A 24,496-nucleotide genomic window follows, 5' to 3' on the forward strand; every position below is an offset into this window, starting at 1 on the left:
CCATGTTTGCAAGCTTTAGTCCTGGTAGACCAAGCTTGGCAGCCAGGTAACGATTTCCGGCCAGATAGCCAGCACGCCAAGCATTCCTAACTGAATGATAATAAACGGGATTGTGCCTTTGTATAGGTCGCTGGTTTTTAGCTCCGGCGGAGCGACACCTTTTAAGTAAAATAGCGCAAAGCCGAAAGGCGGCGTTAAAAACGCAGTTTGCAGGTTAATAGCAATCATAATCCCCAACCAGATTGGGTCGACCCCCATCATCAATAAAATCGGCGCGACAACCGGCACCACAACGTAGGTGATTTCAATAAAATCTAGGAAGAAGCCGAGAATAAACATCAATACCATGACGATCAGCATGGCGGTGAATACGCCACCTGGTAAATCATTTAGTAATTCACTGATCAGGTCATCCCCACCCAGGCCGCGGAACACCAAAGAGAAGAAAGCCGCTCCAATGAAAATAAGGAAAATCATACTGGTGACTTGCAAGGTATTGCGCATCACCGTTTGCAGACGTTGAAGGTTCAAACGGCGGTTGAGAATGGCCAATAACAGTGAGCCTAAAGCACCGAGAGCGGCCGCTTCTGTTGGGGTGGCATAACCTGTCAGGATTGAGCCCAATACCAATAAAATCAATAGTAGCGGAGGCAATAGGCTTTTAATAACGCGCCCAATCAGACCGGGTTCGACCGGTTTCCCGTTATTGTCGGGAACCAGTTCAGGATTACGAAAAGCTTTAAAGAGCACATAAAGCATATAGGCGACGACCAGCATCATACCCGGCAATAATGCGCCGATGAACAGGTCGCCAACCGACAGGGTCTCAGGCGAGAAGATGCCTTGATCGAGCTGTGCCTGTTGATAGGACGAAGACAATACATCACCCAATAGTATGAGGATGATCGATGGCGGTATAATCTGTCCCAAAGTCCCGGAGGCGCAGATGGTGCCACTGGCCAGTTTAGGGCAGTAACCTTGTTTCAACATGGTCGGTAGCGCCAGTAACCCCATGGTCACCACGGTTGCACCGACAATGCCGGTGCTGGCCGCCAACAGAGCGCCGACCAGAATAACCGCCAGACCTAAGCCCCCCTTAACCCCGCGCATGACTTCATCCATGGTCTGCAGCAGACCTTCGGCAATTTTAGACTGTTCGAGCATAATCCCCATAAAGACAAACAACGGCACCGCTATTAAGGTTTCATTGCGCATAATGCCAAAGATTCGATTGGGAATACTTTGCAAAAATGCCATGTCGAAAACGCCGAACAGATTGGCAACCAGTGCAAAAATTAATGAGACCCCTGCCAGGGTGAAAGCGACCGGAAAACCGGTGAGCAGAGCAATAAATACCAGTGCGAATAAAACCAGAGCTAACCATTCCATTACAGCTTGCCCTCCGCTTCAGTGTCAGCCGGCAAATCGGTTGGCTGCTCAGCGATGATGTGCAAATAAGCGTTGGCCATAACCGCCAGACTTTGCAGCATTAGCAGGGTGGACATAACCAGAATCAAACTTTTGAGCATATACAGATAAGCGATGCCACCGGACTCGGTTGAAGCCTCTTTAATCGCCCAGCTTGCACTGACGTAATCCCAGCTGCTGAGGAAAATAAATATCACTACCGGTAAGGCAAACAGCAGGCTTCCGATCAGATTGACCCAGGCTTTTCTTTGCGCGCTGAATTGCGAGTAGAACACATCGACTCTGACATGTTGGTCTTGCGCATAGGTATAGGCCATGCCGAGCATAAACAAAATGGCATGGTTATACATAATGCTTTCTTGCAGGGCGACCGATCCGGTGTTAAAGCCGTAACGCAACACGACAACCAGTGCGGTGATGAGTACTAAGGTTAAGCTTAGCCAGGCAGTGGCATGACCAATGCGGTTTTGAAATTGGTTTTGCAGACCAATAAAGCGTTTTAAAAATGCGTTCAATTGCATGTTTGCTATCTTAAAGTTATGTTTATTGCCGCTATTTTAACGATTTTGCAGGTATTTTGGTGATTTATAGCAAAGCAGCAATGAGCCAAAAGCCAATCTCGGAGCGCGAGGCCTTGGCGTGCAAAACGGGCGGTTTAAAACCCTAAGCATCGCTTAATAGCCCGACAAAGTCGTTTTTGCCGGGCTAGATTGTCATAGCGACTATTCGAAAATCCACATGGCATCATAAATAATGCGGGTTTGGGTATTCATAATGGCAATGTCGTCACCTATGCGAATACGAATATAGTTGCGCGGTAAAGCCGGCAACCTATGGTCTATCTCGTAAGGAAGATGGCTGTAATAGATATCGCGGTGAAGAGGGTGCTTCAATTTAAAACGGTAATCATGTTTCTTTTGCAGGCCGGGCGGAATCTTACGCATATGAGGGTAGTTGTACAGATAGTAACCTCGGATTTTAGCGCGATCGGATCGACTGAACACCGGGTGGTAACTTTGCGGGCCTTGATAACTTTCGGCATGCACCGATTGGTAGGTCGGGCACCCGCTTAAAAGCATGGATGCTGAGGCTAACAGCAGGACGGAAAAAAACGCTTTCATTATTCTCTCCTCCCTTTTGGAGTGAGTCTATAGGTTACCACCAACCAATCCGAAAAAGTATAGTTAAACCTTGGTAAAAACTTTGAATCAGTCTGTAAACATTCGTCGAGTTGGGCTACCAGTTTTCTGCAAGCGGTTTTTTAAACGCTGTAAAATATCGATTCAAATGTTTTTGTATTTCCATCACGAGTAGGCCTTTTGAAGCAGAAAATTGCCAAAGTAGCGGTTCCCGGACCATTTTTGTTCCCCTTGGATTATCTTTTACCTGAGGTCTGTGTTGACGCGCAGGCGGGTATGAGGGTTTGGGTGCCGTTTCGCAATAAAAAAATAGTTGGCTTGCTGATGGATGTCGGAGAGCAGTCGGATTATGACGACAGCAAAACAAAATCGGTGCTTGAGGTTATCGATGACGAGGCTATCTTAACGGCGGATTCCCTCAAGTTATTGCAGTGGGCCAGCCATTATTATCATGAACCGATTGGCGAGGTGGTTCAGGCGGCTTTACCGAAACGTTTAAGGGCCGGTGAAGCGGCGCAGATAGAAGGCGTCACCTATTGGCAGTTGAGTGAATTGGGCCAACAAAAAAGTCTGGATGATATCGCCAAAAACGCATTGCGCCAGCGAGAGTTGTTCAGTGCCTTGCAAGTTCACGGCAAACTCAATGAAAATCAGCTTAACCATCGTTTACAGAATTGGCGCGCGGCAGCCAAAACACTGGCACAGAAAAACTGGCTGGAAAGTTATCCCGGGCCTTGTCTGCTGGAAAGCGATTACGCTGCAAAACCTGAACATACCTTGAATGAGCAGCAACAAGCGGCGGTCGATGCGGTAGTGCAATCACAGATCGATAACCCATCGAAACAGGCAGGCAACATGGCGCTTGTGGCACAGAATTATGCCCCACGGTTCAGCGCGTTTCTATTACAAGGTATTACCGGTAGCGGTAAAACTGAAGTCTATCTGGGTATGATTGACGCGATGGTCAAGCTTGGCAAGCAGGTGTTGGTTCTGGTGCCGGAAATCGGTTTGACACCGCAGATGATCCAACGTTTCGAAGCCTATCTGCAAACACGCGTTGCCGCGTTGCATTCCGGTTTGAACGAATCGGAAAGGCATTGCGCTTGGCATATGGTCAGAACCAATCAGGTTAAGGTGTTATTGGGAACCCGCTCGGCGGTTTTTGCACCCTTTGCCGATTTGGGTTTGTGCATTATCGATGAAGAGCACGACCTTTCCTATAAACAGCAGGACGGTTTTCGCTATAGCGCGCGTGATTTAATGATTCAACGTGCCCGCCAACAAAACATTCCGGTGGTACTGGGCTCTGCCACCCCGAGTCTGGAAAGCCTTTATAACGCCAAAATGCAACGCTATCAACATTTGTACCTGACCCAAAGAGCGGCACAAGGAGCTAAATTGCCGCAGTTGAAATTGCTCGATATTCGCGGGGAATCGATTCAAGAGGGGGTGTCGCAGTCATTGAAATTGACAATGCAAAAACACCTTGCAGCAGGTAATCAGGTACTGTTGTTTCTCAACCGTCGTGGCTTTTCACCGGTATTGATGTGTCATGAATGCGGTTGGCAGGCCAGCTGTCCAAGCTGTGATGCCAATATGACCTACCATCAGACCGATGCGCTCAATGATTTAGGTTATTTACAGTGTCACCACTGTGATGAACAGATAGTTAAACCGAGCCTTTGTCCGAGCTGTCAAAGTGAAGAATTCGTTAAGGTCGGCCAGGGAACCGAGCGTTTGCAGGAGACAATTGAATCGTGGTTTAGCGACAAAAGGGTTTTGCGTATTGATAGAGATACCACCCGTTTGAAAGGCTCTATTTCGGAGTTGACCGAACAGGCGAAAAGCGGTCAGGCCGATATTCTGATCGGTACTCAGATGCTCGCCAAAGGGCATGATTTCCCGAATGTCACCTTGGTGGGGTTGGTCGATATCGATCAAGGTTTATTCAGCGCCGATTACCGTGCCGCTGAACGCATGGCGCAGTTGGTCTTGCAGGTGGCCGGAAGAGCCGGTCGGGGTGCCAAAGCCGGTGAGGTATTGATTCAGACCCACCATCCGGATCATCCGTTATTGACCTCTCTGGTACAGCACGGTTATGACCGTTTTGCCGTTAAAGCCTTGGCTGAGCGTGAACAAGCCTGTTTGCCGCCTTACCAATATCAGGTGCTGTTTCGTGCCGAGGCGCACAACCCTGACGATGCCATGCACTTTCTTTATTCATTGAAAGCCGGTCTGGAAAACACCGCGCAACAGTTAGATCGTGGCGATGATGTCGAGTTTTGGGGGCCGGTCAGCGCTCCTATGTTAAAAAGGCAGGGACGTTTCCGTTTTCAGTTGATGCTGCAGGCGACCAACCGAGGTGCATTGCATCGTATGCTTAATGTTATGCAGCCGCATATCTTAAAAAGTCCGTTGGCACGCAAGGTGCGTTGGTCGATAGATGTTGACCCGCAAGAGATGTATTAAATTCTTTTGCGACTGAAATTGCCGGACTCTGCGGTGTTTGTCGCGCGCCTTGATTACAACGTTTTTTTATCGCTCAAAAGCGGTTAAGTCTCTCGAGGCTTTTCTAGACACCCCCGTCAAAGGGAATATAGTTTATTTACTTTGACTAGTCTGTTTGGAGAACTCTTCCAGGGATATTTCGATATGGCCGGATTTATCGCGATTAGGTCCCTTAAACACCTCTTGTGCCGCCCAGGCATGACCGTGCACCACTTCATAGCTGGCAGGAATCTTACCGGCCTTGCGTAGGCTCTCATAGACGTTCAACATCTGCATGAAACGCTGTTTGCCCATCAGGCCTTGTGGCCTTTGTGAGTTGGCGTTGGTTGCGCCAATCGCTTTTAAATCCTTTAAAACACCGATCGGTTTGTCATAGGTCAGGGTAAAGAGTTCCATGTCCATCACAGGTTGCCCAAATCCGCTGCGGATCAGCGCATCACCGATATCGTGCATGTCGATGAAGTTATTAACGTGTTCGTAGTGGTTATCCACAGCCTGCCAACATTGACGCAACTCTTTGAGCGTATCCGGGCCAAAAGTAGTAAACATCAAGAGGCCATTGTCCTTGAGGACGCGGCGAAACTCTTTAAAGACGGCATCAAGATCATCACACCACTGCAGCATCAGATTACTGACAATCATATCGACACTGTTATCGGCAAAAGGCAGCTGATAAACATCGGCACTGACGGGCATGACGCCCGGTTGATAAAACAGCTTGCTGACAGGGGAAGATTTGAGCCATTGATTGAGACGTCTGCCTAAAAACGGCCAGCGTGGGCTTTGCAATTTAGGTTGGGCGATTTGCAGCATCTGAGCGGATAGGTCAACGGCAAAGATATCGGCTTGCGGATAGCGCTGCAGCAGGTACTCGGTCAATAACCCTGTACCGGCACCGAGGTCGAGAATGGTTTGCGGAGCGACCGTGGTTAAATCCAAACGTTCATCAACACGCTGCGCCACGGTTTTTTGCAAAATCGCAGCGTCATCATAGCTCGGAGCGGCATGACTAAAATGTTGTTTGATGTGTTGACGACTGAAATCTTGCATAAAAAGGCTTAAAGTTTTTTGAGAAATTGCGTAATGGATTGCGCAGTAGCTTCTGGTTCTGAGAAAAAGGGAATATGGCTGCCGCCGGCAATCGTTTCAATGCGAGCTTGCGGCTGAAGGTCAGCCAGATTGGCACGAATATCGACTGGAATCAACGGATCTTTTTCTCCCAGTAGCCATAAGGTTGGAGCTTCAATGCCTGTTAAGTCTGCTCGGTTATCCATATCACGAAGCAGGACCAAACCTTGTCGCAGGCCTGACAAAGAAGGCATGCTGCACGTCGCCATATGCTTTCCAAAACGTTTCATCAAGTCACGAGCCTGGTCAGTGCCTTGAAACTGCAAGCGCCAGAATTTCTTTAACAGGCTATTGGTTTCAATTTGTACTGCCTTGATAAAATCAGCGATGATTGCCGGACTCACCGATTTCTGCCAACCGCAATTTTGGGTAAAGCGAGGTGTGCTTGCCATGCAGATCAGGCTTTTGACCTTATTGGGATACTTCAATGCCAGTTGCTGGGCAAGTAATCCGCCAAGTGACCAGCCAATCAAATGGGTGGGTTGGTTTGGCAAAGCTCGGTTCAATGCCTCAATCCAGTCGTCAAGCAGGGTGTCGCTATCTGGCAAGGCCGGGCTTTGCCCAAAACCTGGCAGGTCAATCAATGTTAATTGATAATCCTCGGCAAAATATTTTTGTGCCCATGACCGCCACACTTCACTTTCTGAAGCCCATCCGTGAATGAGGGTGAGGTGAGGTTTATCGGTTTCGGCATTGTCAGCAATGTTTGGCTGTAAGCGGTGTAAATTCATCGCGCTATTTTAGCTTTTTTTAGGGTTTGTCGAAACCATAATTAAATGCTGATCGGTTTTTCTGGCCGGGCTATAGTGTTGGCAATAAAAACTATAACCGCTCGGAGGGTAGCTGACATAACTAGATATTTAAGGCTACCAAGGCCTTTTGTGTGTCGGCGCTGATTTTAGGTTTGCAGATAATCAATTGTCTGGCGGCAACGCCTAGTTTGATCAGTTGGCGTTTGATGCCGTTTTGGCGATCAGAGGCAAGCTGAATCAATTGACGGTCATCAACTGCCGTTGACTGAGCTGTCTGGCCGGTTTGTTGAGCTGATTGCTGCACTTGTTTGGCCATTATCGCCTGCAAAGCCAGGCGGTCAGATTCTGATGCCCCTTGGCAGAGTTTGATTTGCAGTCCCTGGCGCTGTTTAAGCAAAGTGGCGATTTTCTTTAAGTAGTCGAGCATCGGCTTTGATAAGGCCGTCGAGCTAGGTGTGAACTCTATTGGTTGCAGGGTGATTGCCGAAGCTTGACTGGTGGCAAATTCGGTTGCCATGGCAATAGCGCCAAAAGGTTGCAGGGCAAACAGCAGGTAGGTTCGGGTGGCTCCAGCCATCGCTTTGCTTAAGGCGGTACTGATCACATCGTTGATATCGAAGTCCGGGCTATTGATATCACCTTTGATAGGTAAAGACAGTTCGATATTGTCATTTTTGTCCTGCAGCAATGCGAGTCCCGTTTCCAACGGAACAGGGAATTTCTCGCGCGCTTTCTGGGCGACTTTGCTATCAGCACTTTGCAGTTTGAGTTTATTGAGCTGCAGATCGTTTTTGGCGTCGATAATATTGTCTTTGATCTGGGTTTGCAGTTGAGCCGAGAGTTGGCCGCTTTCTATGTCATAACCGATTAGACTTTCACTGAATGCCGACAGCTCGTTCAAGGCCATACCATCAATATCGGTTTTGGCCTCAAGACGGTGTTTGGGTTGTAGCAGGCTGATTTTCCCGGCACTGGTCAGACGGCTGTATTCATCAAGTTGTAGAGTCAATTTAAAGTCATTCAGATTCTCTTTGTTACTGCTGTCGAGATTGTTCAGGTTGAACTCGGTGAGTTTGAGCTGCTTTTTAAATACCGGTTTGACCTGAGTGTTGGTGAGCTGCAAGGTGTTATCACCCTTAACAAGGATCTGCTTAATCTGATAATGTAAAGCTGTCGTTGTGGTTTTATCCTGTGTGCTTGCTTGCTTCTGATTGGCAGCCACGTCGACGGCGTTATCGGCTTGGCTTTTTTTGTCGGTTTGATTAAGGCTTTGCATTAACTGGTCGACTTCAGCCAATTGATTGTTTTCCAGCAATGTCAGTTGGCTATGACTGCCGTCGAGTTGCACCGTATCAACCGATAGCTTTTGAGCTTTGGCATCATGTTGTATGCGGTTGATGTCGAGCTGGTTTAACTGGATAAACGCCTGTTGTTCTTGAGGTGAAACTTGAAGGTTGTTGAGCGTTAAACTGTCGATCAGTGCATCACCCAAATGATTGAATTGCACAGACTTGATTGCCAGCTTGTCTTGGCTGATGATGGCCTGTTTATTGGTGCGACTGCTGAGCTGTAATTGTTTTAGGTTAAGTTGGTTGATATTCGCCAACAGCTCGTTATTGGCATAGTTGAAACGGTTATTGAAGTTCAGGCTGAAGTCTTCTGCCTGAATGGAGAATTCGGCTTGTTGGGCGTTGATACCGGTGAGCTTGAGTGAGCCGGTCGCATCGAATGACTGTTGGGCGGTGGCAATGGTGGCATCAACTCGGCTGCTGATATGGGTTGCGGCACTGAATTGCGGGGTGCTTGCCTGAAAGCCATTTAAAGTGAGGCTTTGTTGCAGTTTGACGATCGGTTGTGCGCTCAAATCAACTAAGCCGACTCCGGAAATATTGACCTTATCGCTGCTGATTCGGTTATCGGCCTGAACCAGTTGCAGCTTTGATGCGCTTAAATCACCTTCCGTGGCAATGCTTAAGGTCGCTTTTTGAGTGACGTAGAGATCACCTCTCCAGCTCAGGTTTTTGGCTTCCAGCGCGACGGTTTTATCAGTGTTCTGTTCATCAAACTGGCTCAACTGAATACCGCTTAAATCAATATTTCCTTGGTTGAATAGCTTGATGCCCTCCTTATGCAATTCTGCGGTAAAGGTGGTATTGGTACTCAATTGCGCCGAATATTGCAGCGTTTTTTGCAAGCCCTCCGGTAAGAAATCACGGAATTTGGCTAGATCCAGATGGTCGGTTTTCACCGTGCCGACGATTTTAGGCAGCTCATCGAATGCATAGAGCTTGAGGGTCGCCAGAATGGCGCTGCCATTAAGTTGAGCCTTGAATTTCAAGAGGCCATAATCCGCCGACCAGGCATAGAGGTCGGTTAAGCTCATCTCATCGATTTGCAGTGTGCTGTGCTGCTTTTCATAGTCCAGACTGATAACGATGTTGCTTAACTCGATCTCATCCAAACCCGGTAATAAGCTTGGTGAGGACTCTTTGGCCGGCTCTTCCTGTTGCGCATTCAACGGAATGCCGGCAAGGTTGATGATCGGTGCCATACCCGCTTGCTTTGGTTTTTGCATGGAAAACGGCAGAGTGCTATCGGCAAAAACCAGTGACTCAACCAGAATGCGTTGCTGTAGCAAAGCCCAAACGGAAAGGTTGATGTCGAGTTCGCCAAGGGTCAGGGTCGGAGAATCGCTGTTAGCTTTATAGAGGGCTAATTTCTCAAGGTTGAGGGTGCCGCTTAACGGATTGAAGTTCAAATCGGCTAGCTCGACTCGCTCAATACCGTAGGGCTTGACATGGTCGGTCAGCATTTTCTGGGTAATCGGTTTAAGCAGTACCGAGATAAATAGCCAGATAATCAGTAATAGGCTACTGAATAGGGTAATCCATTTGTGTCTAACAATCCAAGCCAGCATATGAGCGCTCCATGGGTTTTTAACGAGCTATTCGATTAACCCGAGTATGTTTGATAGGGATAAATAAAGTATAGCGCAAAGCCCAGCCCAAATGGGAGAGGCATTCTTCTCTGCGGGTTACTCTGAGGTGTTAAGCAATGTCTGTAAGGCATTAAGCAATGCGCTGATTTGCTTCTCAGTGTGGCTTGCACTCAGGGTGATGCGCAGGCGAGCCTGATTGGTCGGAACCGTTGGCGGACGAATTGCCGTAACCCAGAAACCTTGTTGCTTGAGCTGCTCGCTCCACTGCAGAGCCTTGGCGCTGTCATGCAATAAAATCGGTTGGATGGCGGTATCACTCGGCATCAGGTTTAGACCTATCTTTATCGCCGATTGTTTAAACTGCTTTATGTTGCGTTGCAAGGTTTCACGTGAAGCCTGATCGGTTTTAATCAGCTTGAGCGACTCGCGTATTGCCAGAGCGTTGAGTTGCGGCATGGCGGTGGTGTAGACATAAGGACGAGCGAATTGAATCAGTGTTTCGATCAATATTTCGCTACCGGCGACAAATGCCCCGGAACAACCGAAAGCCTTGCCGAGTGTGCCGATTAAGATGGTGTTGCTGTCCAGCTCACAGCCAAAATATTCAAAGCAGCCTCTGCCTTGATCCCCTAGACAGCCGATACCATGGGCATCGTCGATCATTAACCAGGCATCGTATTGCCGCGCCAGTTGTTGCAGTTCGTTAAGCGGCGCTATATCTCCATCCATACTGAAAACGCCATCGCTGACAATCAGTGTCTGGCTGGCGTTTTTCAGGCTGTTTTGTAAACGGCGTTCGAGCGCTTTCATATCGAGGTGAGGATAGCGTTTGAATTCAGCTTGGCTGAGTTGTGCGCCATCAATCAATGAAGCATGATTGAGTTTATCGGCCAAAATCGTATCACCTGCTTGCATCAACGCTTGTTGGACGGCAAGGTTAGCCATATAGCCGGTGGAAAACAGTAGGGTACGTTCGACACCAAGCCAGTCTGCCAATTCGTCTTCCAGCAGATGATGATGCAGATGATGGCCTGTTACCAGATGAGCCGCTCCGGCTCCGTAACTGATGGCATCGCTCTGAAGTGCTGTGATTAAGGCTTGTTTGATTTGCGGATGATTGGCTAAACCAAGGTAGTCATTGGAAGAGAAGTTGATCACTTCCCACCCATTGATCTGCATAGCCGCCTGTTGTGGACTGGTTGCCAGCGGACGGCGGCGATACAGGTGCTGTTCTTCTCTGTTTTGCAGTAGCGGCAGAAACCTTGATTCGATCGACATCGAGTGCTCTATCGGTTTTATGCGGTCAGTTCGCTGATCTGTTCAGCCATTTTTTGCGCTTTGGCCTCGGCTTTGACATCACGCTGCATTTCAATGCCGAGCTTCTTAAACAGCATTAAATCGTGGTCCGATTCAGGGTTGTCTGTAGTCAATAAACGGTCACCGTAGAAGATTGAGTTGGCACCGGCCATAAAACATAACGCCTGTGCCTCGTCGGTCAAAGAGGTTCTTCCCGCCGATAAGCGCACATAACTTTGTGGCATAACGATTCGAGCCGCGGCAATCACGCGAATGAATTCGAATGAATCGGTTTTGTCTTTCATGTGCGCCAATGGGGTGCCTTCAATCGGAACCAGTAGGTTGATTGGCACGGAATTCGGATGGTGGCGCATGGTGGCAAAGGTTCGCAGCAATTCTGCGCGGTCGGTATGTTGTTCACCCATGCCGATAATGCCACCCGAGCAGACGTTGATGCCGGCCTGTTGAACCTTGTCGATCGTGTCAAGACGATCCTGGTAATTACGTGTGGTGATGATTTTCGGGTAGAAGGCTTCCGAGGTATCCAGATTGTGATTGTAATAATCCAAACCGGCGTCTTTTAGTTGTTTGACCTGATCGTCATTTAGCATGCCCAGTGTTAAACAAGTCTCCAGACCAAGTCCCTTAACCACCTTGACCATTTCCAGCACTCGCGGAAAGTCTTTTTTGGTCGGGTTACGCCAAGCCGCGCCCATGCATAAACGGGTGGCACCACGTTCTTTGGCGACTAAGGCTTGTTCAAGCACTTCCTGAACTTCCATCATATGCTGTTTTTCAATATCCGTCTGGTTACGTGCGCTTTGTGAGCAATAAGCGCAGTCTTCGGCGCAACCACCGGATTTGATATTTACCAGTGTGCTGGTCTGCACTTCATTGGGATTAAAGTGCATGCGATGCACGGTTTGCGCTTGAAATATCAGGTCATTAAATGGCTGATCCATAATGGCGCGGATTTCCTCCAGCGTCCAGTCGTTGCGAATTTGTCCAAGATTTTGCATAGCCGTGCCTTAAAGTGTCACCATCGCATTAGTATTATGAGATGGTTGGTATTACCGTTTCCTAATCTTTTCATTATAACCAAAATAGCGCTTGAATTGAGCGCTCAAAGCAAAACTTATTGAAAAAAACATGACGGTTATAAAGACAAAGTGATTTTTATATTCACCGATTAAACGCTTGAATTTGCTTTGAAAAATATCTACTGCTAATGTTTGACGAGTTTGCATCGCTTAAAAAGAGGTGGATGAATGCCGTTTCATCGGGTTAATCGAATTGCACTGCTGTTACAGGCTTGGTTGCTGGGGGATGTGGCGATGCCGCAAAATTCAGATTCCAAGCTCAACCTTAAGTTGATTAATTCGAATGAGGTTTGTCCGGTTTGTTGTGAACCTTGTTTATCGGGAATGCGATGCGGTTCTTGTCGGTTCAATCCACCCAGTTATGACTCGACTCGGGTGGTGGCGTGTTTGAATGACGATTTAAGTCGGTCGATTCATGGTTTTAAATATCATGAAGATTTGGCTTATGCCAGGGTGTTTGCCGATTTGATGGTCGAACATATCGATTTTTCCGGCATTGAGGTGTTATTGCCTGTGCCGGCACATCCATTAAGGCGAAGACAAAGGGGGTATAACCAGGCGGCTGAACTGACAAGGCAGCTGGGCAAAACATTGCATATACCAGTGGTGTCCGGAGCGCTGAAAAGAGTTAAGCCGACGCCGAGTCAAACACGGTTAAGCCGTTCTCAGCGTGAACGCAATCTCAAGGGGGCTTTTGCAGTGAATATGGCTCAACTAGCCGGTTGTCGCTCAATTGCATTGATTGATGATGTGATCACCACAGGAGCGACCATGCAAGCCTTGGCCAAACAGATGAAAAAAGCGATGCCCGACATAAGGATAGAGGCTCTTGCCTTGGCAAAAACCATGAAATGAGCGATTAAAAGGTGCTTTTACCTAATTCGTCCTGTTGATGTATTGATTGCCCCTACCGCTTATGTGTATGCTTTATAACAACAAACTTAAAATATTAGGGTGGTTAATGGCAGAGCCGATTATTTTGCTGATTGAAGATCAAAAATCCATGGCCAGTTTTTTGGAGGATAAACTATCCCAAAAAACGGATATCAAAATTGTTGTTGCGCGTAATCTTCAACAAGCTGTCGAGGTAATTGAATCCGATGCAAAAATTTTGGTTTGTTTAACCGACCTGAACTTACCTGATGCAGAAGAAGGGGCGACGGTTCCGATTTTACGCAAACACCGAATTACTACCGTTGTGTTGACCTCCAATTACAGCGAAAAAATACGCAAGAAGATGTTTGACCTGCAGGTGGCCGACTATGTCATCAAAGATGGCCCGGTTGCACTGGAATATGCGGTCAATGTCTGTCTAACCATGGTGGAAAACGCCGACAAATCCATTTGGTTGGTATCCAAACCATCTGATAATGCTACCCATTTAAGACATCTGCTCAATAATCAAGGTTTTCGCGTTTTTCTATTCGAAGATTTATCAGAATTATCCAAGGCTATCAAGGGTAAGGTACCTGATTTAATCTTGATTAATCAGATTAATGAATTGGGTGAAGGTAAGACTCTAAAGTTGGTTCAGTTGGTTCGCTATTATTATTCCTCCAGTCAGTTGCCGATAGTATTGACAGATGGTGCGGAAAACGTTTCTGAATGTATCAGAATGATGAAGTATGGCGTTAACGACTTTTTCAATATCGAAACCAGTACCGAAGAGTTCTATGTGCGTTTGCGCCTTAACTTATTGCAGGCCGAGCGTTATAAAGAAATCGAATATATTTCCCAGACGGACAGTTTGACCGGTTTGCATAATCGTCGTTTTTTCTTTGAAAAAGCAGAATCTTTTTATCAAGATAAGCGCTTAGATAATCATTTTGCGGTGATGCTGGATATCGACTTTTTTAAACAGGTTAATGATAAACACGGTCATCATGTCGGTGACAAGGCGATTCAGTTTGTTGCGCAAAAGATACAGCAGCATTTCAAGAAGTTTTTATCGGCTCGTTTTGGCGGTGAAGAGTTCGCCGTTTGTGGTAGCGCCAGTTCGGCCGCAGAAGTCATTGATATTTGTGAAAGTTTACGCAAACAAATCGAAAGCGATTCCTATGCCGAAACGGGCGTTGCCTTTACCATCAGTATCGGTCTTTGCTTTAACGCCAACGGTATAGACAAGGCGATGTCCTTGTCAGACGAAGCGCTTTATGAAGCCAAAGAATCCGGACGTAATAAGGTCGTTGCCATTTAGCGTTAACGTTTTAGTGCTTTAAGCCATTTCCATAGATTAAATAGGCTCGATAACGAGGCCGCCACATAGGTCATGGCGCAGGCAAACAGAATCCGTTTCGCGGTTTTCTGGTCTTTTTTCGACAGGTATTGACCTTCTTTCAATAGTGGCAAAGCGCGTTTGAAGCTGGCATCAAACTCTACCGGCAACGTGCTTAGATGAATTATCACCGGTACCCCCATAGCGATAAAACCGGCGGCAAAAGTAATCAAAGCCACCATAGGTGTATGAGCCAGTGGAATCAATAAAGGGGTAATCATCAACGCCATACCGGCAAACTTCTGCATCAGTGCGGCTCTTTCCACCAAAGCGGTACGCTGTTTCAATTCCGGGTAGTCTTCCTTGTCTTGCAGAGCATGACCGATTTCATGCGCCACCGTCGTTATCGCGGTTAAAGAGTTCGAATGCGCATTGGCGCTGGAAATTCTTACCGTCTTACTGACGGGATCGTAATGATCACCCTCCTCGGTCTCTTCCACCGTTACCTTATCCAGCTGCAGTTTTTCTACTAGGTGTTCGGCGAACTGCAAGCCGGTGCCAGGAATGTCTGGATGCGGTTTGCGGTGTTTGGTCAAAATCGCCTTGGTCCACAAGCTGGGCAGGGTGGTGACAATAAACAGTAAAACAAAAACTAGAATGAGCGGCGCCATAAATCTCCCTGAGTATTTGCCGCTTATTGTATGTCAGCAGATTGCCGGCAGTCCAGATTGATGACATAACCGGCATAATCAATCGCGTTGGCAAGCAGCAAGGCTTGATGTTGCTGGCTGTATTGCGGTGCAAGACAATTCAGTAGCGCACTTGGACTGGGAATAAAACTATCGCTCATTACCGCTTCACCCTGCTGGTTGGGCAAAATGGGAGTGGCATTGTAACGCCAGCCAACTGGGCTTAAAAACTTGGATTCAATCAGTGGCACTAATTTTTCTGCATGATGGGGTGTCGGTTCCTTGTCCGCAACGGTTTGCCAATCCTGCAAGCCTTGGTAGATAAAAGCATAGTCCTGTAGGCTTGCTTCACCTAACGTTTGGTCGCCGCTAATGGCTCTAGGAGGTTTGTCCTGCATAATCAACACCGCCAAACGATGCGCCAGTTGTTCGGCCTGATTTAAATATTGGGGCTGCTTGCTGGAGAGATAAGCCTGGCTCAAAGCGCTCAACAAAAGGCCGTTCCATCCGAGCAGATTTTTACTGTCGGTAAGGATATGCGGTTTTTTCAATTTGCCTTTAATGCTTTGCCATAAAGGGCTGTCGATTGGTTTTGGATGCCAGCCCAGATCATAAGGAGGTGCACTTTGCAGTAACCATGCCTGATTGACTAAGGCAAACTCTTCACTGGTTAGGCTGTTTTCCAGTGCGGCTCTGTTCCAAAGATAATCGCCACCTTCATTGTCGTGTTTATCGAGCGCCGATTGGCTACCGAGATACATGCGGTTTTGCGGGTCATAAAGCTGTTCAGTGATGTAGTTCAGCGTTTGTAGAGCGGTATCGAGATAAGTCTTGTCTTGCCAGCGCTGATACGCGAGCAGATAAACTTGAGCCAACTGGGCGTTGTCATAGAGCATCTTTTCGAAATGTGGTGTCTGCCAGTTTGGATCCACGCTATAACGATAAAAGCCACCATGGACATGATCATATAAATGTTCTGACTGCATCTGCGTCAAAGTCAGAGCCAGCCAATCATCAATGTCGTCAGGTAAATCATCGTACAGCAACAGGCTTTTTAACAGAGGTGCGACAGGGAATTTATTAGTGCCTTTTAAACCGCCAAGAAAATCATCCATACGTACCCTGAGTTGGGCAAACAGGGCTTCGGCGAAAATTTTTGCTGTTAGTACTTTGTCGGGATTGTCTTGTTTGTGGTTGGTGTCCAGTTGCGCTTTTTCCTCGGCGATAAACTGCGCTGCCAGAGCGCGAATTCTATCGGGTTGGTTTTGCCATAGCTGGTTGATGTTTTTCAGCCGTTTGTTAAAGGTTTTATTGTCGAGATAGATAAAAGCGTGAATCGGATAACCCTCGGGGGTGAGAATCACATGTTGCGGCCAACCGGCTTGCCCAGTGGTTTTGCGGGCAAATTCAATCAGCGGCTTATCGATTTCAGGATTCAACTCGCGGTCGATTTTCACACTGATGAAATGCTCGTTAAGGTAGCTGGCGGTATCGGTGTTGCGGTAGTTTTCTTTTTGCATAACATGACACCAGTGACAGGAAAAATAACCGCTGGAGATAAAAATCAACCGATTCTCTTGTTGTGCTTGTTTGAGAATGTCAGCTTGCCATAGGCGCCAATTGACCGGGTCTGAGCCATGCATGGCCAGATAAGGGCTGTTATGGTCAATAAGTTGATTGGCATAGCTATTAGGGCTTAATAGCAGGCAAAAGCTAGTGATGCTAGCGATAAATAGGCGGAATGCTAAAGCCAGCGGACGGTGAAAACCGGAAGCTGGCGATAGATTGCGTGACTTATTTGTCTTTTGGCTTGTCCGAAGTGCCGCTAGCTTCATTTTGATCTGGGTTATCGGCGACTGCATTAGATTCAGTTTTATTGCTGTCATTGGCATCTGCCTCAGCGTCTTTTTTGGTCTGCTTGCGTGATTCGTATTCACGGTCAAGTTTGCTCATTTCTGAATCTATATTATCAAACTCTTCATCCCAATCGAAATCATCATCGACTTGATCGGCATAGCGGTTATCGAAAACCATGTCATCTTTAGCGTTAGCAGAATCGGTCTGATAAGTGCTTTTAGTTGAGGGTTGTGGCTCTTCGCTGTCGTCTTCGGCATTGATATTGTTATCAGTTTTACGGCGCTTAATCACCCAGGCACCGACTAAAAGACCGACTTCAAACAGTAACCACATCGGTACGGCAAGTAGGGTCTGCGAAATAATATCGGGTGGAGTCAGCAACATTCCCAGTACAAAGGCGCCAACAATGATATAAGGGCGGGCATGACTCATCTTATCAGGTGATGTCCAACCGGTCAGAATCAGCAATACCGTGACAATCGGTACTTCAAAAGCCATACCAAAAGCAAAGAACATCTTGATTACGAAATCCAGATAGAGCGAGATATCTGTGGCGATGGTGACGCCTTCCGGTGCGGTTTGCGACAAGAAACCGAATACCAGTGGAAACACCACGTAATAGGCAAACAAGCCACCGGAATAGAACAAGAACGAGCTGAAGAACAGAATTGGCGCAACCAGCTGACGTTCATGCTTGTACAGTGCTGGGGCGATAAAGCGCCATAGCTGGTATAGCAAAAACGGCATGGCCAGATAGATAGCCAACACAAAACTTAACTTAAACGGTGTTAAGAAAGGTGATGCCACCGCTGTGGCAATCATACTCGTACCTTCGGGTAGGTAACGAGTCAGCGGTTCGGATATATAGGTATATATATCATTGGCAAACGGAAACAGAATAAGAAAGAAAACGATAATGGCAAGAATGCCGCGAGTCAGACTGCTTTTTAAATCCAGCAGGTGCTGGACAAGCGTCATCTCTTTATCTTGAGGAGGTAGCGCCGAATTGCTCATAGTCGTTAACTTTTATTATCTGCCGACGCTTTATCGCTTGGCTCTGTGCCACTTTGGCTTTCTGAAGGGGCGGTTTTGTTTTCCGTCATTTCCGGTTTAGCATCCTTGTCAGCATTTGCTGGAGCGGCTACAGGCCGAGCGCTTGCTTTGTTTGAATCACTATCCGCTTTAGGTAGGTTCGGTTGTGTCGGAGCGCGGTTAAATTGACTGCCCGCTTGGTTGACGTCGCCACCGAAAGGACGTTGGAACTGATCCATGTCCAATTCTTCGCCGGCATTACTGGCAGAAAAACCAGTGTTTAGATCACTCTGTAATTCTGCGCCAAGGCTGTCGATTTGCTTTTTTTCGTCTTCGAAATTTACCGAGTCATGAATTTCACGCAGAGTTTCCTGAACTTGACTGTCTTCCTTCATGGAATTGACAAAGCGACGCATCTTACCGGTGAACTGGCCTATTTTACGGGCCACTTCAGGCATGCGTTCAGGACCGATTACCAATAAGGTGATAATCAGGATCAGCAGGATTTCAAGAAAACCGATATCAAACATGACGTCAATAACTCTGCATTAATTCAAAGAATTAAGCTTAGTCTTTTTTCTCTTCAGTTTTTGCTGTAGCGTCGGCTTTTTTCTCTTCCGCTTTTACATCAAAAACGTTGTCACCGTCTTTGTCTTCAAGCTTCTTTTCGCCGTCTTTGTTTTCTTCTTCTTTAACTGCGTTTTTGAAGCCTTTGATCGCGCCGCCTAGATCGCTACCAACGTTACGTAAACGCTTAGCACCAAATAATACTAATACGATTGCAAGGATAATAAGTAATTGCCAAATGCTAATACCCATGGGTTTACTCCGTTTAATAAATTCTGTTAACTATACGACAAATTTGGTCAGCCAACCTTCACAATAGTATTGAATGAATTGGCTTGGTAGAGTGTTTTTAAGGCTCTGTTTTTGGGTCGCTTTTTTAAGTGACCGCTAATGATACCAAATTCGCCAGAATGTCACACTTAAAAATAAGATTTTATTGGAATTTGGCGTGTAACGCACGCCAAACAATCTAGAGAGGGGGTTAATTGCCAATCAGATGAATGTGGATATGGAAAACTTCCTGTCCGCCGCTTTCGCCGGTATTGATCTGGGTTTTAAAGCCGTCAAGACCTTGTGATTGAGCCAGTTGTGGTAGCAATAACATCATGTGCCCCATGCAGTCCTTGTCTTCCGGCTGTAAATCAAACAAGGTGGGAATCGGTTTTTTTGGAATCACCAATAAATGCACTCGTGCCTTGGGGTTGATGTCCTTGATGACTATGCATTTTTCATCTTCGTAAACAATATCGGCAGGAATTTCACGATCAATGATTTTACTGAATATTGTTTTTTCTTCGCTAACCATGGCTGTTGTCCTCTTTTGGAGTTTTAGGTTATTAACGCTTACTCTTGTGGGCGACTTGCTTTTTCGGCATGTCCGGATAGGCCGAAACGACGTTGGAGTTCTGTCGTAATATCGGCACTTGTTAAATTCTGTGAAGCAAGTAAAACCAGGGTGTGAAACCATAAATCGGCGATTTCATAAACCAGATGCTCTTTGTCTTCATCAATATTGATGCTATGTTCAAGATCCTTGGCAGCCATAATGGTCTCATTGGCTTCTTCACCAACTTTCTTAAGAATCTTTTCAATGCCTTTAGCATAAAGGCTGGCAACATAAGACTCATCTGGTGAATCCGCTTTACGCGCTTCAAGTACCTGATCCAGTTGTTGCAGAATATCGCTCATAGTCTTACCTCAATTCCTTGTTGCTGCATGGCCAGTTTGGCTTCTTCCACAGTGTGTTGACCAAAGTGGAAGATGCTTGCCGCCAGCACCGCTTCGGCATGGCCTTCGGTTACGCCATCTGCGAGATGTTTTAGTTCGCCGACGCCGCCCGAGGCGATAACCGGAATATTTACGCTATCGGCAATGGCGCGTGTCAAAGCCAGATCAAAACCGATTTTGGTGCCGTCGCGATCCATGCTGGTCAGAAGGATTTCACCGGCACCGTAGCTTTCCATTTTTTGTGCCCATTCGATGGCATCGATGCCGGTCTCCTTACGGCCGCCGTGGGTGAAAATCTCCCATTTGTCGGCGTCGTTATCAGTGCTGACTTTTTTCGCATCAATGGCGACGACAATGCACTGCGAACCGAACGCCTCGCAGGCTTCTTTGACAAACCCCGGGTTGAAAATTGCTGCCGAATTGATCGCGACCTTATCGGCACCCGCATTGAGCATGGTGCGAATGTCGTCGACGCAACGAATGCCGCCGCCAACCGTTAGCGGGATAAATACTTGGCTGGCAACCTGTTCAACCATGTGCACCGTGGTGCCGCGGTTATCGGAAGTGGCGGTAATGTCCAAAAAGGTGATCTCGTCTGCGCCTTGTTTGTCATAGCGTTTAGCGACTTCTACCGGATCACCGGCATCACGAATATCAACAAACTGTACACCTTTAACAACGCGACCGTTGTCGACATCCAAACAAGGGATAATGCGTTTTGCTAGACTCATAATCGGTTCTCGTTATTTCGGCGCCAGTTCATCGGAAAGTGCCTGGCCTTCTTGGAAATTTAAAGTGCCTTCATAGATAGCGCGGCCGGTAATGGCGCCGCTGACACCATCGGCCTCAATCGTCGCTAGACGACGGATATCGTCAAGATTGGTGATGCCGCCGGAGGCGATAATCGGGATATTGACCGCTTGTGCCAATGCTTGTGTGGCTTCGATATTGACGCCCTGCATCATGCCGTCACGACCGATATCGGTATAGATAATTGCCTCAACACCGTCGTTTTCAAACTGTTTGGCCAGAGATTTCACTTCGTAGTCGGTGACTTCGGCCCAACCATTGATTGCCACCATGCCGTCCTTGGCATCAAGGCCAACCATAATATGTCCCGGGAAGGCTTTACAGGCTTCGGCAACGAATTCAGGGTTGTGTACCGCTTTGGTGCCGATGATGCAGTAGCTGACACCGGCCTTCAGGTAGGCTTCGATAGTTTCCAAGTCGCGAATACCACCACCGATTTGAATCGGTAGGTCAGGGTAGGCGGCACGAACCTGATATACCGCTTCGGCATTAACCGGTTTGCCGTCAAAGGCACCGTTTAGGTCAACCATGTGTAGACGACGTGCATCCTGGCTTACCCAACGTTCGGCCATGGCGACAATGTCACCGGAAAATACGGTAGCGTCTTCCATAACGCCTTGACGAAGGCGAACGCATTCGCCGTCTTTTAAATCGATTGCAGGAATTAATAGCATAAATAAAAGCCTTTAGAAATTATTGCCCGTTCCAGTCAAGGAAGTTTTTGAATAGCTGTAAACCGTGATCGGCGCTTTTTTCAGGGTGGGCTTGAATCGCAAAAATATTGTTGTGATTGAGAACCGATGGGAAAGTGATGCCATGAGTGGTCTCTCCGCCGATAAAATCACGGTTTTCCGGTTCTACGTAATAGCTGTGAACAAAATAAAAACGACTGTCCTGCGGAATTTGATGCCACAGCGCGTGTTCACGGGTTTGATGGATCTGGTTCCATCCCATATGGGGAGTCTTCAGTGACGAGTCTGCGCCGAACTCAAAGTGTTTGACATTGCCTTTGATGACATCAAGGCAATCAATGCCTTGGTTCTCGTTGCTGTGACTCATTAATACTTGTAGACCCATGCAGATTCCCAGAAACGGTTTCTCTTTCGTCGCTTGCTGTACCGGGTGGATCATGCCGCTGTCCATTAAGGCGCCCATGCACGCTTTGGCGGCACCTTGGCCGGGAAAAATTACCGCATCAGCATCGACAATATCTTGTGGATTACTGGTAACCAGAATTTTTGTATTGGCGGGTGCGACATGCTCGGCGGCTTTGGAAACGGAGCGTAGGTTGCCCATGCCGTAATCTACTACGGCAACCAGTTTTTGATCCATTTACAGGCTTCCTTTGGTAGATGGTGTCTTACCAGCCATGCGCTCATCAGCGGATAAAGCCATTCGCAATGCGCGGCCAAAAGCTTTAAAGATGGTTTCAGCCTGATGGTGTGCGTTGTAGCCGCGAATATTGTCAATATGCAAGCTCGCGTTGGCGTGGTTGACAAAGCCTTGGAAAAATTCCAACACCAATTGAGTTTCGAAGCTGCCGATCTGTTCACGGGTGAAGTCGCAATGGAATTCCAGGCCAGGACGTCCTGACAGGTCGATGACGACGCGAGAGAGGGCTTCGTCCAATGGCACATAGGCATGGCCGTAGCGGGTAATGCCTTTCTTATCGCCAACCGCTTTGGCAATCGCTTGACCAAGAGTGATACCCACATCTTCGACTGTGTGGTGATCGTCAATATGCAGGTCGCCGTTGGCTTTGATATCCAGATCAATCATGCCGTGACGGGCGATTTGATCGAGCATATGTTCAAAAAACGGTACACCTGTATCCAATTTAGCTTCACCTTGGCCATCAAGATTGACGCTGATTTCGATTTGAGTCTCTAAAGTATCGCGTTTGACTGTCGCAGTGCGCATCGCTGAATTTCCTAAAGTTTTTAAATTGGCAATATGATAACTGAAAAAGCATTAATTGGATATGTTAAGGCTTTGAAACTGCAATTTTTAGATGGTCGAATAAAATAAATTGATATAGGGGTATAAATTATTTTTGGCTCCCATAAGTGGCTTGCAGATTCGCTTTCTGGGATAATTTGAAAGATTTTTTAAGCAAATCTTGACTTGTTATAAAGCCGTTTTAAGCCTAATTTACTGAAATTCTTGATGTAAGTTAACTTTTAATGGTCTTTTGCTTTGCCTACAAATTTAGTAGGTATAATGCGCGTTGAGGGGCTCTACCTGTCGGTAAACCGTTTAACGAAAATAAAAAAGCGGGCAGGTTGAGGTGAATTATTAAGACTATAAAGGGGAATCCGGCTGATGGATACTACAGCAAAACCACAATATGATAATGGCGTGGTTAAGTATTTAACGGTAGGTGCGATTGTTTTCCTTGTGTTGGGTACTTTTTTCGGTACTTACGCAGCGGCAGAACTAGCGTGGCCAGTGTTAAACTTTGATATTGCGGAAATCACTTTTGCTCGACTACGTGTTATTCATACGAATACTGTAATCTTCGCATTTGGTGGTATGACATTAATGGCAACCGCTTTCTATACTGTTCAGAGAACGAACGGTGTCAGATTGTGGAGCAACAATATGGCTTGGTGGACAGCGATTTTGTTCACGATTGGTCTTCTAGCTACAGTGGTTTCTATCGGTTTAGGTATCACGACTGGTAAAGAATACCATGAGCAGGAATGGCCGCTAGCAATTGCGATCGCTGTTGTTTGGACAATGTATACGTTCAACTTCATTATGACTATTGCATCACGTAATAAAGAAACACATCCAAGCGTTTACGTTTCGAACTGGTTCTTTATGGGGATGATGGTCATGATTACATATCTATATGTAGTTAATGGTCTAGCAATTCCAGTATCTCTATTCCGTTCATACTCGCTATTCTCTGGTGTGCAAGATGCAATGATCCAGTGGTGGTGGGGGCATAATGCTGTAGGTTTCTTCCTAACAGCCGGTTTCCTTGCGATTATGTACTACTTTGTGCCTAAGCAGGCACAGCGTCCAATTTATTCTTACCGTCTATCTGTAATCCACTTCTGGGGTCTGATGTTCGGTTATGTATGGCTAGGTGCTCACCACCTTCAGTACACAGCTCTTCCAGACTGGACGGGTTCTTTGGGTGCGGTAATCTCACTAGCTATGATCATTCCTTCGTGGGGTGGTGCGCTTAACGGTATGTTGACCCTTTCGGGTGCTTGGGACCGTCTACGTACAGACTATATCCTGCGTTTCTTGATTATCGCTTTGGCTTTCTACGCCATGTCGACTTTCGAAGGTCCGGTTATGGCGGCGAAAACTGTAAACGCGCTTTCACACTATACTGACTGGACCGTCGGTCACGTTCACTCAGGTGCTCTTGGTTGGGTTGCGATGGTTTCTATCGGTGCGCTTTACCATATGGTAATGAAACTGTGGAACACAGAGATGTATTCAATGAAGTTGATCAATATTCACTTCTGGTTGGCGACGATCGGTGCGGTGTTCTATATTGTTGCGATGTGGGTGTCTGGGATTATGCAGGGTCTGATGTGGCGTGCTTATGATGAGTACGGTACTCTTGCGTATACTTTCGCGGAGTCTGTAGCAGCGATGCATCCTTATTATGTAATGCGTACATTCGGTGGTCTATTGTTCTTCACCGGTGCTGCGGTCATGCTATATAACGTGGTAATGACAATTCGTACAGCTAACGCTAAGGCTGCGCAAACAGCAACTGCATAAGTCGCTAAATTAGCAAGATAAGCCGCTAGGCTGAAAAGGGCGGCTTAAATTGGAATTTAATGA

The 24,496-nt window shown here is 47.0% G+C and carries 23 protein-coding genes; 4 read left to right on the forward strand and 19 right to left on the reverse strand.

Annotated features, from left to right (window positions below; all coding sequences use genetic code 11):
* Positions 1-15: 15 nt before the first annotated feature.
* The 3 genes from FE785_RS00750 to FE785_RS00760 all read right to left on the reverse strand — a co-directional run bounded on the left by FE785_RS00750 (position 16) and on the right by FE785_RS00760 (position 2,549).
* Positions 16-1,389 (reverse strand): TRAP transporter large permease, encoded by a 1,374-nt coding sequence (locus tag FE785_RS00750; RefSeq protein WP_138563442.1) that lies wholly within the window; start codon positions 1,387-1,389, stop codon positions 16-18.
* On the reverse strand, positions 1,389-1,949 hold the full coding sequence (locus tag FE785_RS00755; protein WP_138563444.1) for a TRAP transporter small permease subunit: 561 nt from the start codon (positions 1,947-1,949) through the stop codon (positions 1,389-1,391). Before FE785_RS00755 ends, FE785_RS00750 begins: the two co-directional genes overlap by 1 nt.
* A 201-nt stretch (positions 1,950-2,150) precedes the next feature.
* A complete protein-coding gene (locus FE785_RS00760; RefSeq protein WP_138563445.1) occupies positions 2,151-2,549 on the reverse strand; it encodes a hypothetical protein in 399 nt (132 codons plus the stop codon).
* A gap of 198 nt (positions 2,550-2,747) precedes the next feature.
* Here FE785_RS00760 and FE785_RS00765 point away from each other — a divergent pair, with 198 nt between their 5' ends.
* Positions 2,748-5,036, forward strand: coding sequence for a primosomal protein N' (locus tag FE785_RS00765; RefSeq protein ID WP_138563447.1), 2,289 nt, complete (start codon positions 2,748-2,750; stop codon positions 5,034-5,036).
* Between the two features lie 132 nt (positions 5,037-5,168).
* Here FE785_RS00765 and bioC read toward each other — a convergent pair whose 3' ends face one another.
* The 5 genes from bioC to bioB all read right to left on the reverse strand — a co-directional run bounded on the left by bioC (position 5,169) and on the right by bioB (position 12,208).
* Positions 5,169-6,125 carry a malonyl-ACP O-methyltransferase BioC gene (gene bioC / locus FE785_RS00770; protein WP_138563449.1) on the reverse strand — a complete coding sequence of 319 codons (957 nt, stop codon included), beginning with the start codon at positions 6,123-6,125 and terminating at the stop codon, positions 5,169-5,171.
* Positions 6,126-6,133: 8 nt separating this feature from the next.
* A complete protein-coding gene (locus FE785_RS00775; RefSeq protein WP_138563451.1) occupies positions 6,134-6,934 on the reverse strand; it encodes an alpha/beta fold hydrolase in 801 nt (266 codons plus the stop codon).
* Positions 6,935-7,055: 121 nt separating this feature from the next.
* Positions 7,056-9,872, reverse strand: a complete 2,817-nt coding sequence (locus FE785_RS00780) for a DUF748 domain-containing protein (RefSeq protein ID WP_138563453.1) — start codon at positions 9,870-9,872, stop codon at positions 7,056-7,058.
* A gap of 117 nt (positions 9,873-9,989) precedes the next feature.
* The gene (gene bioF, locus FE785_RS00785; protein ID WP_138563455.1) at positions 9,990-11,171 is read right to left on the reverse strand and encodes an 8-amino-7-oxononanoate synthase; all 1,182 of its coding nucleotides are present in this window, start codon (positions 11,169-11,171) and stop codon (positions 9,990-9,992) included.
* 17 nt (positions 11,172-11,188) lie between these two features.
* A complete protein-coding gene (bioB, locus tag FE785_RS00790) occupies positions 11,189-12,208 on the reverse strand; it encodes a biotin synthase BioB (protein ID WP_138563457.1) in 1,020 nt (339 codons plus the stop codon).
* Positions 12,209-12,457: 249 nt separating this feature from the next.
* On the opposite strand from bioB, the gene FE785_RS00795 reads away from it, so the two are divergent.
* Positions 12,458-13,144, forward strand: a complete 687-nt coding sequence (locus FE785_RS00795; RefSeq protein WP_138563459.1) for a ComF family protein — start codon at positions 12,458-12,460, stop codon at positions 13,142-13,144.
* Positions 13,145-13,250: 106 nt separating this feature from the next.
* The gene (locus tag FE785_RS00800; protein ID WP_168188884.1) at positions 13,251-14,486 is read left to right on the forward strand and encodes a GGDEF domain-containing response regulator; all 1,236 of its coding nucleotides are present in this window, start codon (positions 13,251-13,253) and stop codon (positions 14,484-14,486) included.
* A 2-nt stretch (positions 14,487-14,488) separates the two neighbouring features.
* On the opposite strand, the gene FE785_RS00805 is transcribed toward FE785_RS00800, so the two are convergent.
* The 11 genes from FE785_RS00805 to hisB all read right to left on the reverse strand — a co-directional run bounded on the left by FE785_RS00805 (position 14,489) and on the right by hisB (position 22,606).
* Positions 14,489-15,175 carry a zinc metallopeptidase gene (locus tag FE785_RS00805; protein ID WP_138563463.1) on the reverse strand — a complete coding sequence of 229 codons (687 nt, stop codon included), beginning with the start codon at positions 15,173-15,175 and terminating at the stop codon, positions 14,489-14,491.
* A gap of 23 nt (positions 15,176-15,198) precedes the next feature.
* Positions 15,199-17,079: a thioredoxin domain-containing protein gene (locus FE785_RS00810; protein WP_168188885.1), complete on the reverse strand. Its 1,881-nt coding sequence runs from the start codon at positions 17,077-17,079 to the stop codon at positions 15,199-15,201.
* Positions 16,988-18,064 (reverse strand): twin-arginine translocase subunit TatC, encoded by a 1,077-nt coding sequence (tatC, locus tag FE785_RS00815; RefSeq protein WP_138563467.1) that lies wholly within the window; start codon positions 18,062-18,064, stop codon positions 16,988-16,990. The genes FE785_RS00810 and tatC overlap by 92 nt, the downstream gene beginning before the upstream one ends.
* A 5-nt stretch (positions 18,065-18,069) precedes the next feature.
* A complete protein-coding gene (tatB, locus tag FE785_RS00820) occupies positions 18,070-18,612 on the reverse strand; it encodes a Sec-independent protein translocase protein TatB (protein ID WP_138563469.1) in 543 nt (180 codons plus the stop codon).
* A gap of 37 nt (positions 18,613-18,649) precedes the next feature.
* The gene (tatA, locus tag FE785_RS00825; protein WP_138563471.1) at positions 18,650-18,901 is read right to left on the reverse strand and encodes a Sec-independent protein translocase subunit TatA; all 252 of its coding nucleotides are present in this window, start codon (positions 18,899-18,901) and stop codon (positions 18,650-18,652) included.
* A 229-nt stretch (positions 18,902-19,130) separates the two neighbouring features.
* Positions 19,131-19,454, reverse strand: a complete 324-nt coding sequence (locus tag FE785_RS00830; protein ID WP_138563473.1) for a histidine triad nucleotide-binding protein — start codon at positions 19,452-19,454, stop codon at positions 19,131-19,133.
* Between the two features lie 38 nt (positions 19,455-19,492).
* Positions 19,493-19,837, reverse strand: a complete 345-nt coding sequence (locus FE785_RS00835) for a phosphoribosyl-ATP diphosphatase (RefSeq protein WP_138563475.1) — start codon at positions 19,835-19,837, stop codon at positions 19,493-19,495.
* On the reverse strand, positions 19,834-20,607 hold the full coding sequence (gene hisF, locus FE785_RS00840) for an imidazole glycerol phosphate synthase subunit HisF (protein WP_138563477.1): 774 nt from the start codon (positions 20,605-20,607) through the stop codon (positions 19,834-19,836). The genes FE785_RS00835 and hisF overlap by 4 nt, the downstream gene beginning before the upstream one ends.
* Before the next feature lie 12 nt (positions 20,608-20,619).
* Positions 20,620-21,360: a 1-(5-phosphoribosyl)-5-[(5-phosphoribosylamino)methylideneamino]imidazole-4-carboxamide isomerase gene (gene hisA, locus FE785_RS00845; protein WP_138563479.1), complete on the reverse strand. Its 741-nt coding sequence runs from the start codon at positions 21,358-21,360 to the stop codon at positions 20,620-20,622.
* Between the two features lie 19 nt (positions 21,361-21,379).
* Positions 21,380-22,018 (reverse strand): imidazole glycerol phosphate synthase subunit HisH, encoded by a 639-nt coding sequence (gene hisH / locus FE785_RS00850; RefSeq protein ID WP_138563481.1) that lies wholly within the window; start codon positions 22,016-22,018, stop codon positions 21,380-21,382.
* The gene (hisB, locus tag FE785_RS00855; protein WP_138563483.1) at positions 22,019-22,606 is read right to left on the reverse strand and encodes an imidazoleglycerol-phosphate dehydratase HisB; all 588 of its coding nucleotides are present in this window, start codon (positions 22,604-22,606) and stop codon (positions 22,019-22,021) included.
* Positions 22,607-23,008: 402 nt separating this feature from the next.
* Here hisB and ccoN point away from each other — a divergent pair, with 402 nt between their 5' ends.
* Positions 23,009-24,433 (forward strand): cytochrome-c oxidase, cbb3-type subunit I, encoded by a 1,425-nt coding sequence (ccoN, locus tag FE785_RS00860; RefSeq protein WP_138563485.1) that lies wholly within the window; start codon positions 23,009-23,011, stop codon positions 24,431-24,433.
* Positions 24,434-24,496 lie beyond the last annotated feature (63 nt).

It is taken from the genome of Thiomicrorhabdus sediminis (assembly GCF_005885815.1).
Taxonomy (GTDB): Bacteria; Pseudomonadota; Gammaproteobacteria; order Thiomicrospirales; family Thiomicrospiraceae; genus Thiomicrorhabdus; species Thiomicrorhabdus sediminis.

What these genes read in the sequence shown, in the direction of transcription:
- FE785_RS00800 (WP_168188884.1), top strand. Translation starts at nt 13,251, where the DNA reads ATGGCAGAGCCGATTATTTTGCTGATTGAAGATCAAAAATCCATGGCC.
- hisB (WP_138563483.1), bottom strand. Translation starts at nt 22,606, where the DNA reads ATGCGCACTGCGACAGTCAAACGCGATACTTTAGAGACTCAAATCGAA.
- bioF (WP_138563455.1), bottom strand. Translation starts at nt 11,171, where the DNA reads ATGTCGATCGAATCAAGGTTTCTGCCGCTACTGCAAAACAGAGAAGAA.
- ccoN (WP_138563485.1), top strand. Translation starts at nt 23,009, where the DNA reads ATGGATACTACAGCAAAACCACAATATGATAATGGCGTGGTTAAGTAT.
- hisF (WP_138563477.1), bottom strand. Translation starts at nt 20,607, where the DNA reads ATGAGTCTAGCAAAACGCATTATCCCTTGTTTGGATGTCGACAACGGT.
- tatB (WP_138563469.1), bottom strand. Translation starts at nt 18,612, where the DNA reads ATGTTTGATATCGGTTTTCTTGAAATCCTGCTGATCCTGATTATCACC.
- FE785_RS00795 (WP_138563459.1), top strand. Translation starts at nt 12,458, where the DNA reads ATGCCGTTTCATCGGGTTAATCGAATTGCACTGCTGTTACAGGCTTGG.
- FE785_RS00835 (WP_138563475.1), bottom strand. Translation starts at nt 19,837, where the DNA reads ATGAGCGATATTCTGCAACAACTGGATCAGGTACTTGAAGCGCGTAAA.
- FE785_RS00830 (WP_138563473.1), bottom strand. Translation starts at nt 19,454, where the DNA reads ATGGTTAGCGAAGAAAAAACAATATTCAGTAAAATCATTGATCGTGAA.
- FE785_RS00760 (WP_138563445.1), bottom strand. Translation starts at nt 2,549, where the DNA reads ATGAAAGCGTTTTTTTCCGTCCTGCTGTTAGCCTCAGCATCCATGCTT.
- tatA (WP_138563471.1), bottom strand. Translation starts at nt 18,901, where the DNA reads ATGGGTATTAGCATTTGGCAATTACTTATTATCCTTGCAATCGTATTA.
- FE785_RS00810 (WP_168188885.1), bottom strand. Translation starts at nt 17,079, where the DNA reads ATGACAGCAATAAAACTGAATCTAATGCAGTCGCCGATAACCCAGATC.
- FE785_RS00750 (WP_138563442.1), bottom strand. Translation starts at nt 1,389, where the DNA reads ATGGAATGGTTAGCTCTGGTTTTATTCGCACTGGTATTTATTGCTCTG.
- hisH (WP_138563481.1), bottom strand. Translation starts at nt 22,018, where the DNA reads ATGGATCAAAAACTGGTTGCCGTAGTAGATTACGGCATGGGCAACCTA.
- FE785_RS00755 (WP_138563444.1), bottom strand. Translation starts at nt 1,949, where the DNA reads ATGCAATTGAACGCATTTTTAAAACGCTTTATTGGTCTGCAAAACCAA.
- FE785_RS00775 (WP_138563451.1), bottom strand. Translation starts at nt 6,934, where the DNA reads ATGAATTTACACCGCTTACAGCCAAACATTGCTGACAATGCCGAAACC.
- hisA (WP_138563479.1), bottom strand. Translation starts at nt 21,360, where the DNA reads ATGCTATTAATTCCTGCAATCGATTTAAAAGACGGCGAATGCGTTCGC.
- tatC (WP_138563467.1), bottom strand. Translation starts at nt 18,064, where the DNA reads ATGAGCAATTCGGCGCTACCTCCTCAAGATAAAGAGATGACGCTTGTC.
- FE785_RS00780 (WP_138563453.1), bottom strand. Translation starts at nt 9,872, where the DNA reads ATGCTGGCTTGGATTGTTAGACACAAATGGATTACCCTATTCAGTAGC.
- FE785_RS00805 (WP_138563463.1), bottom strand. Translation starts at nt 15,175, where the DNA reads ATGGCGCCGCTCATTCTAGTTTTTGTTTTACTGTTTATTGTCACCACC.
- bioC (WP_138563449.1), bottom strand. Translation starts at nt 6,125, where the DNA reads ATGCAAGATTTCAGTCGTCAACACATCAAACAACATTTTAGTCATGCC.
- bioB (WP_138563457.1), bottom strand. Translation starts at nt 12,208, where the DNA reads ATGCAAAATCTTGGACAAATTCGCAACGACTGGACGCTGGAGGAAATC.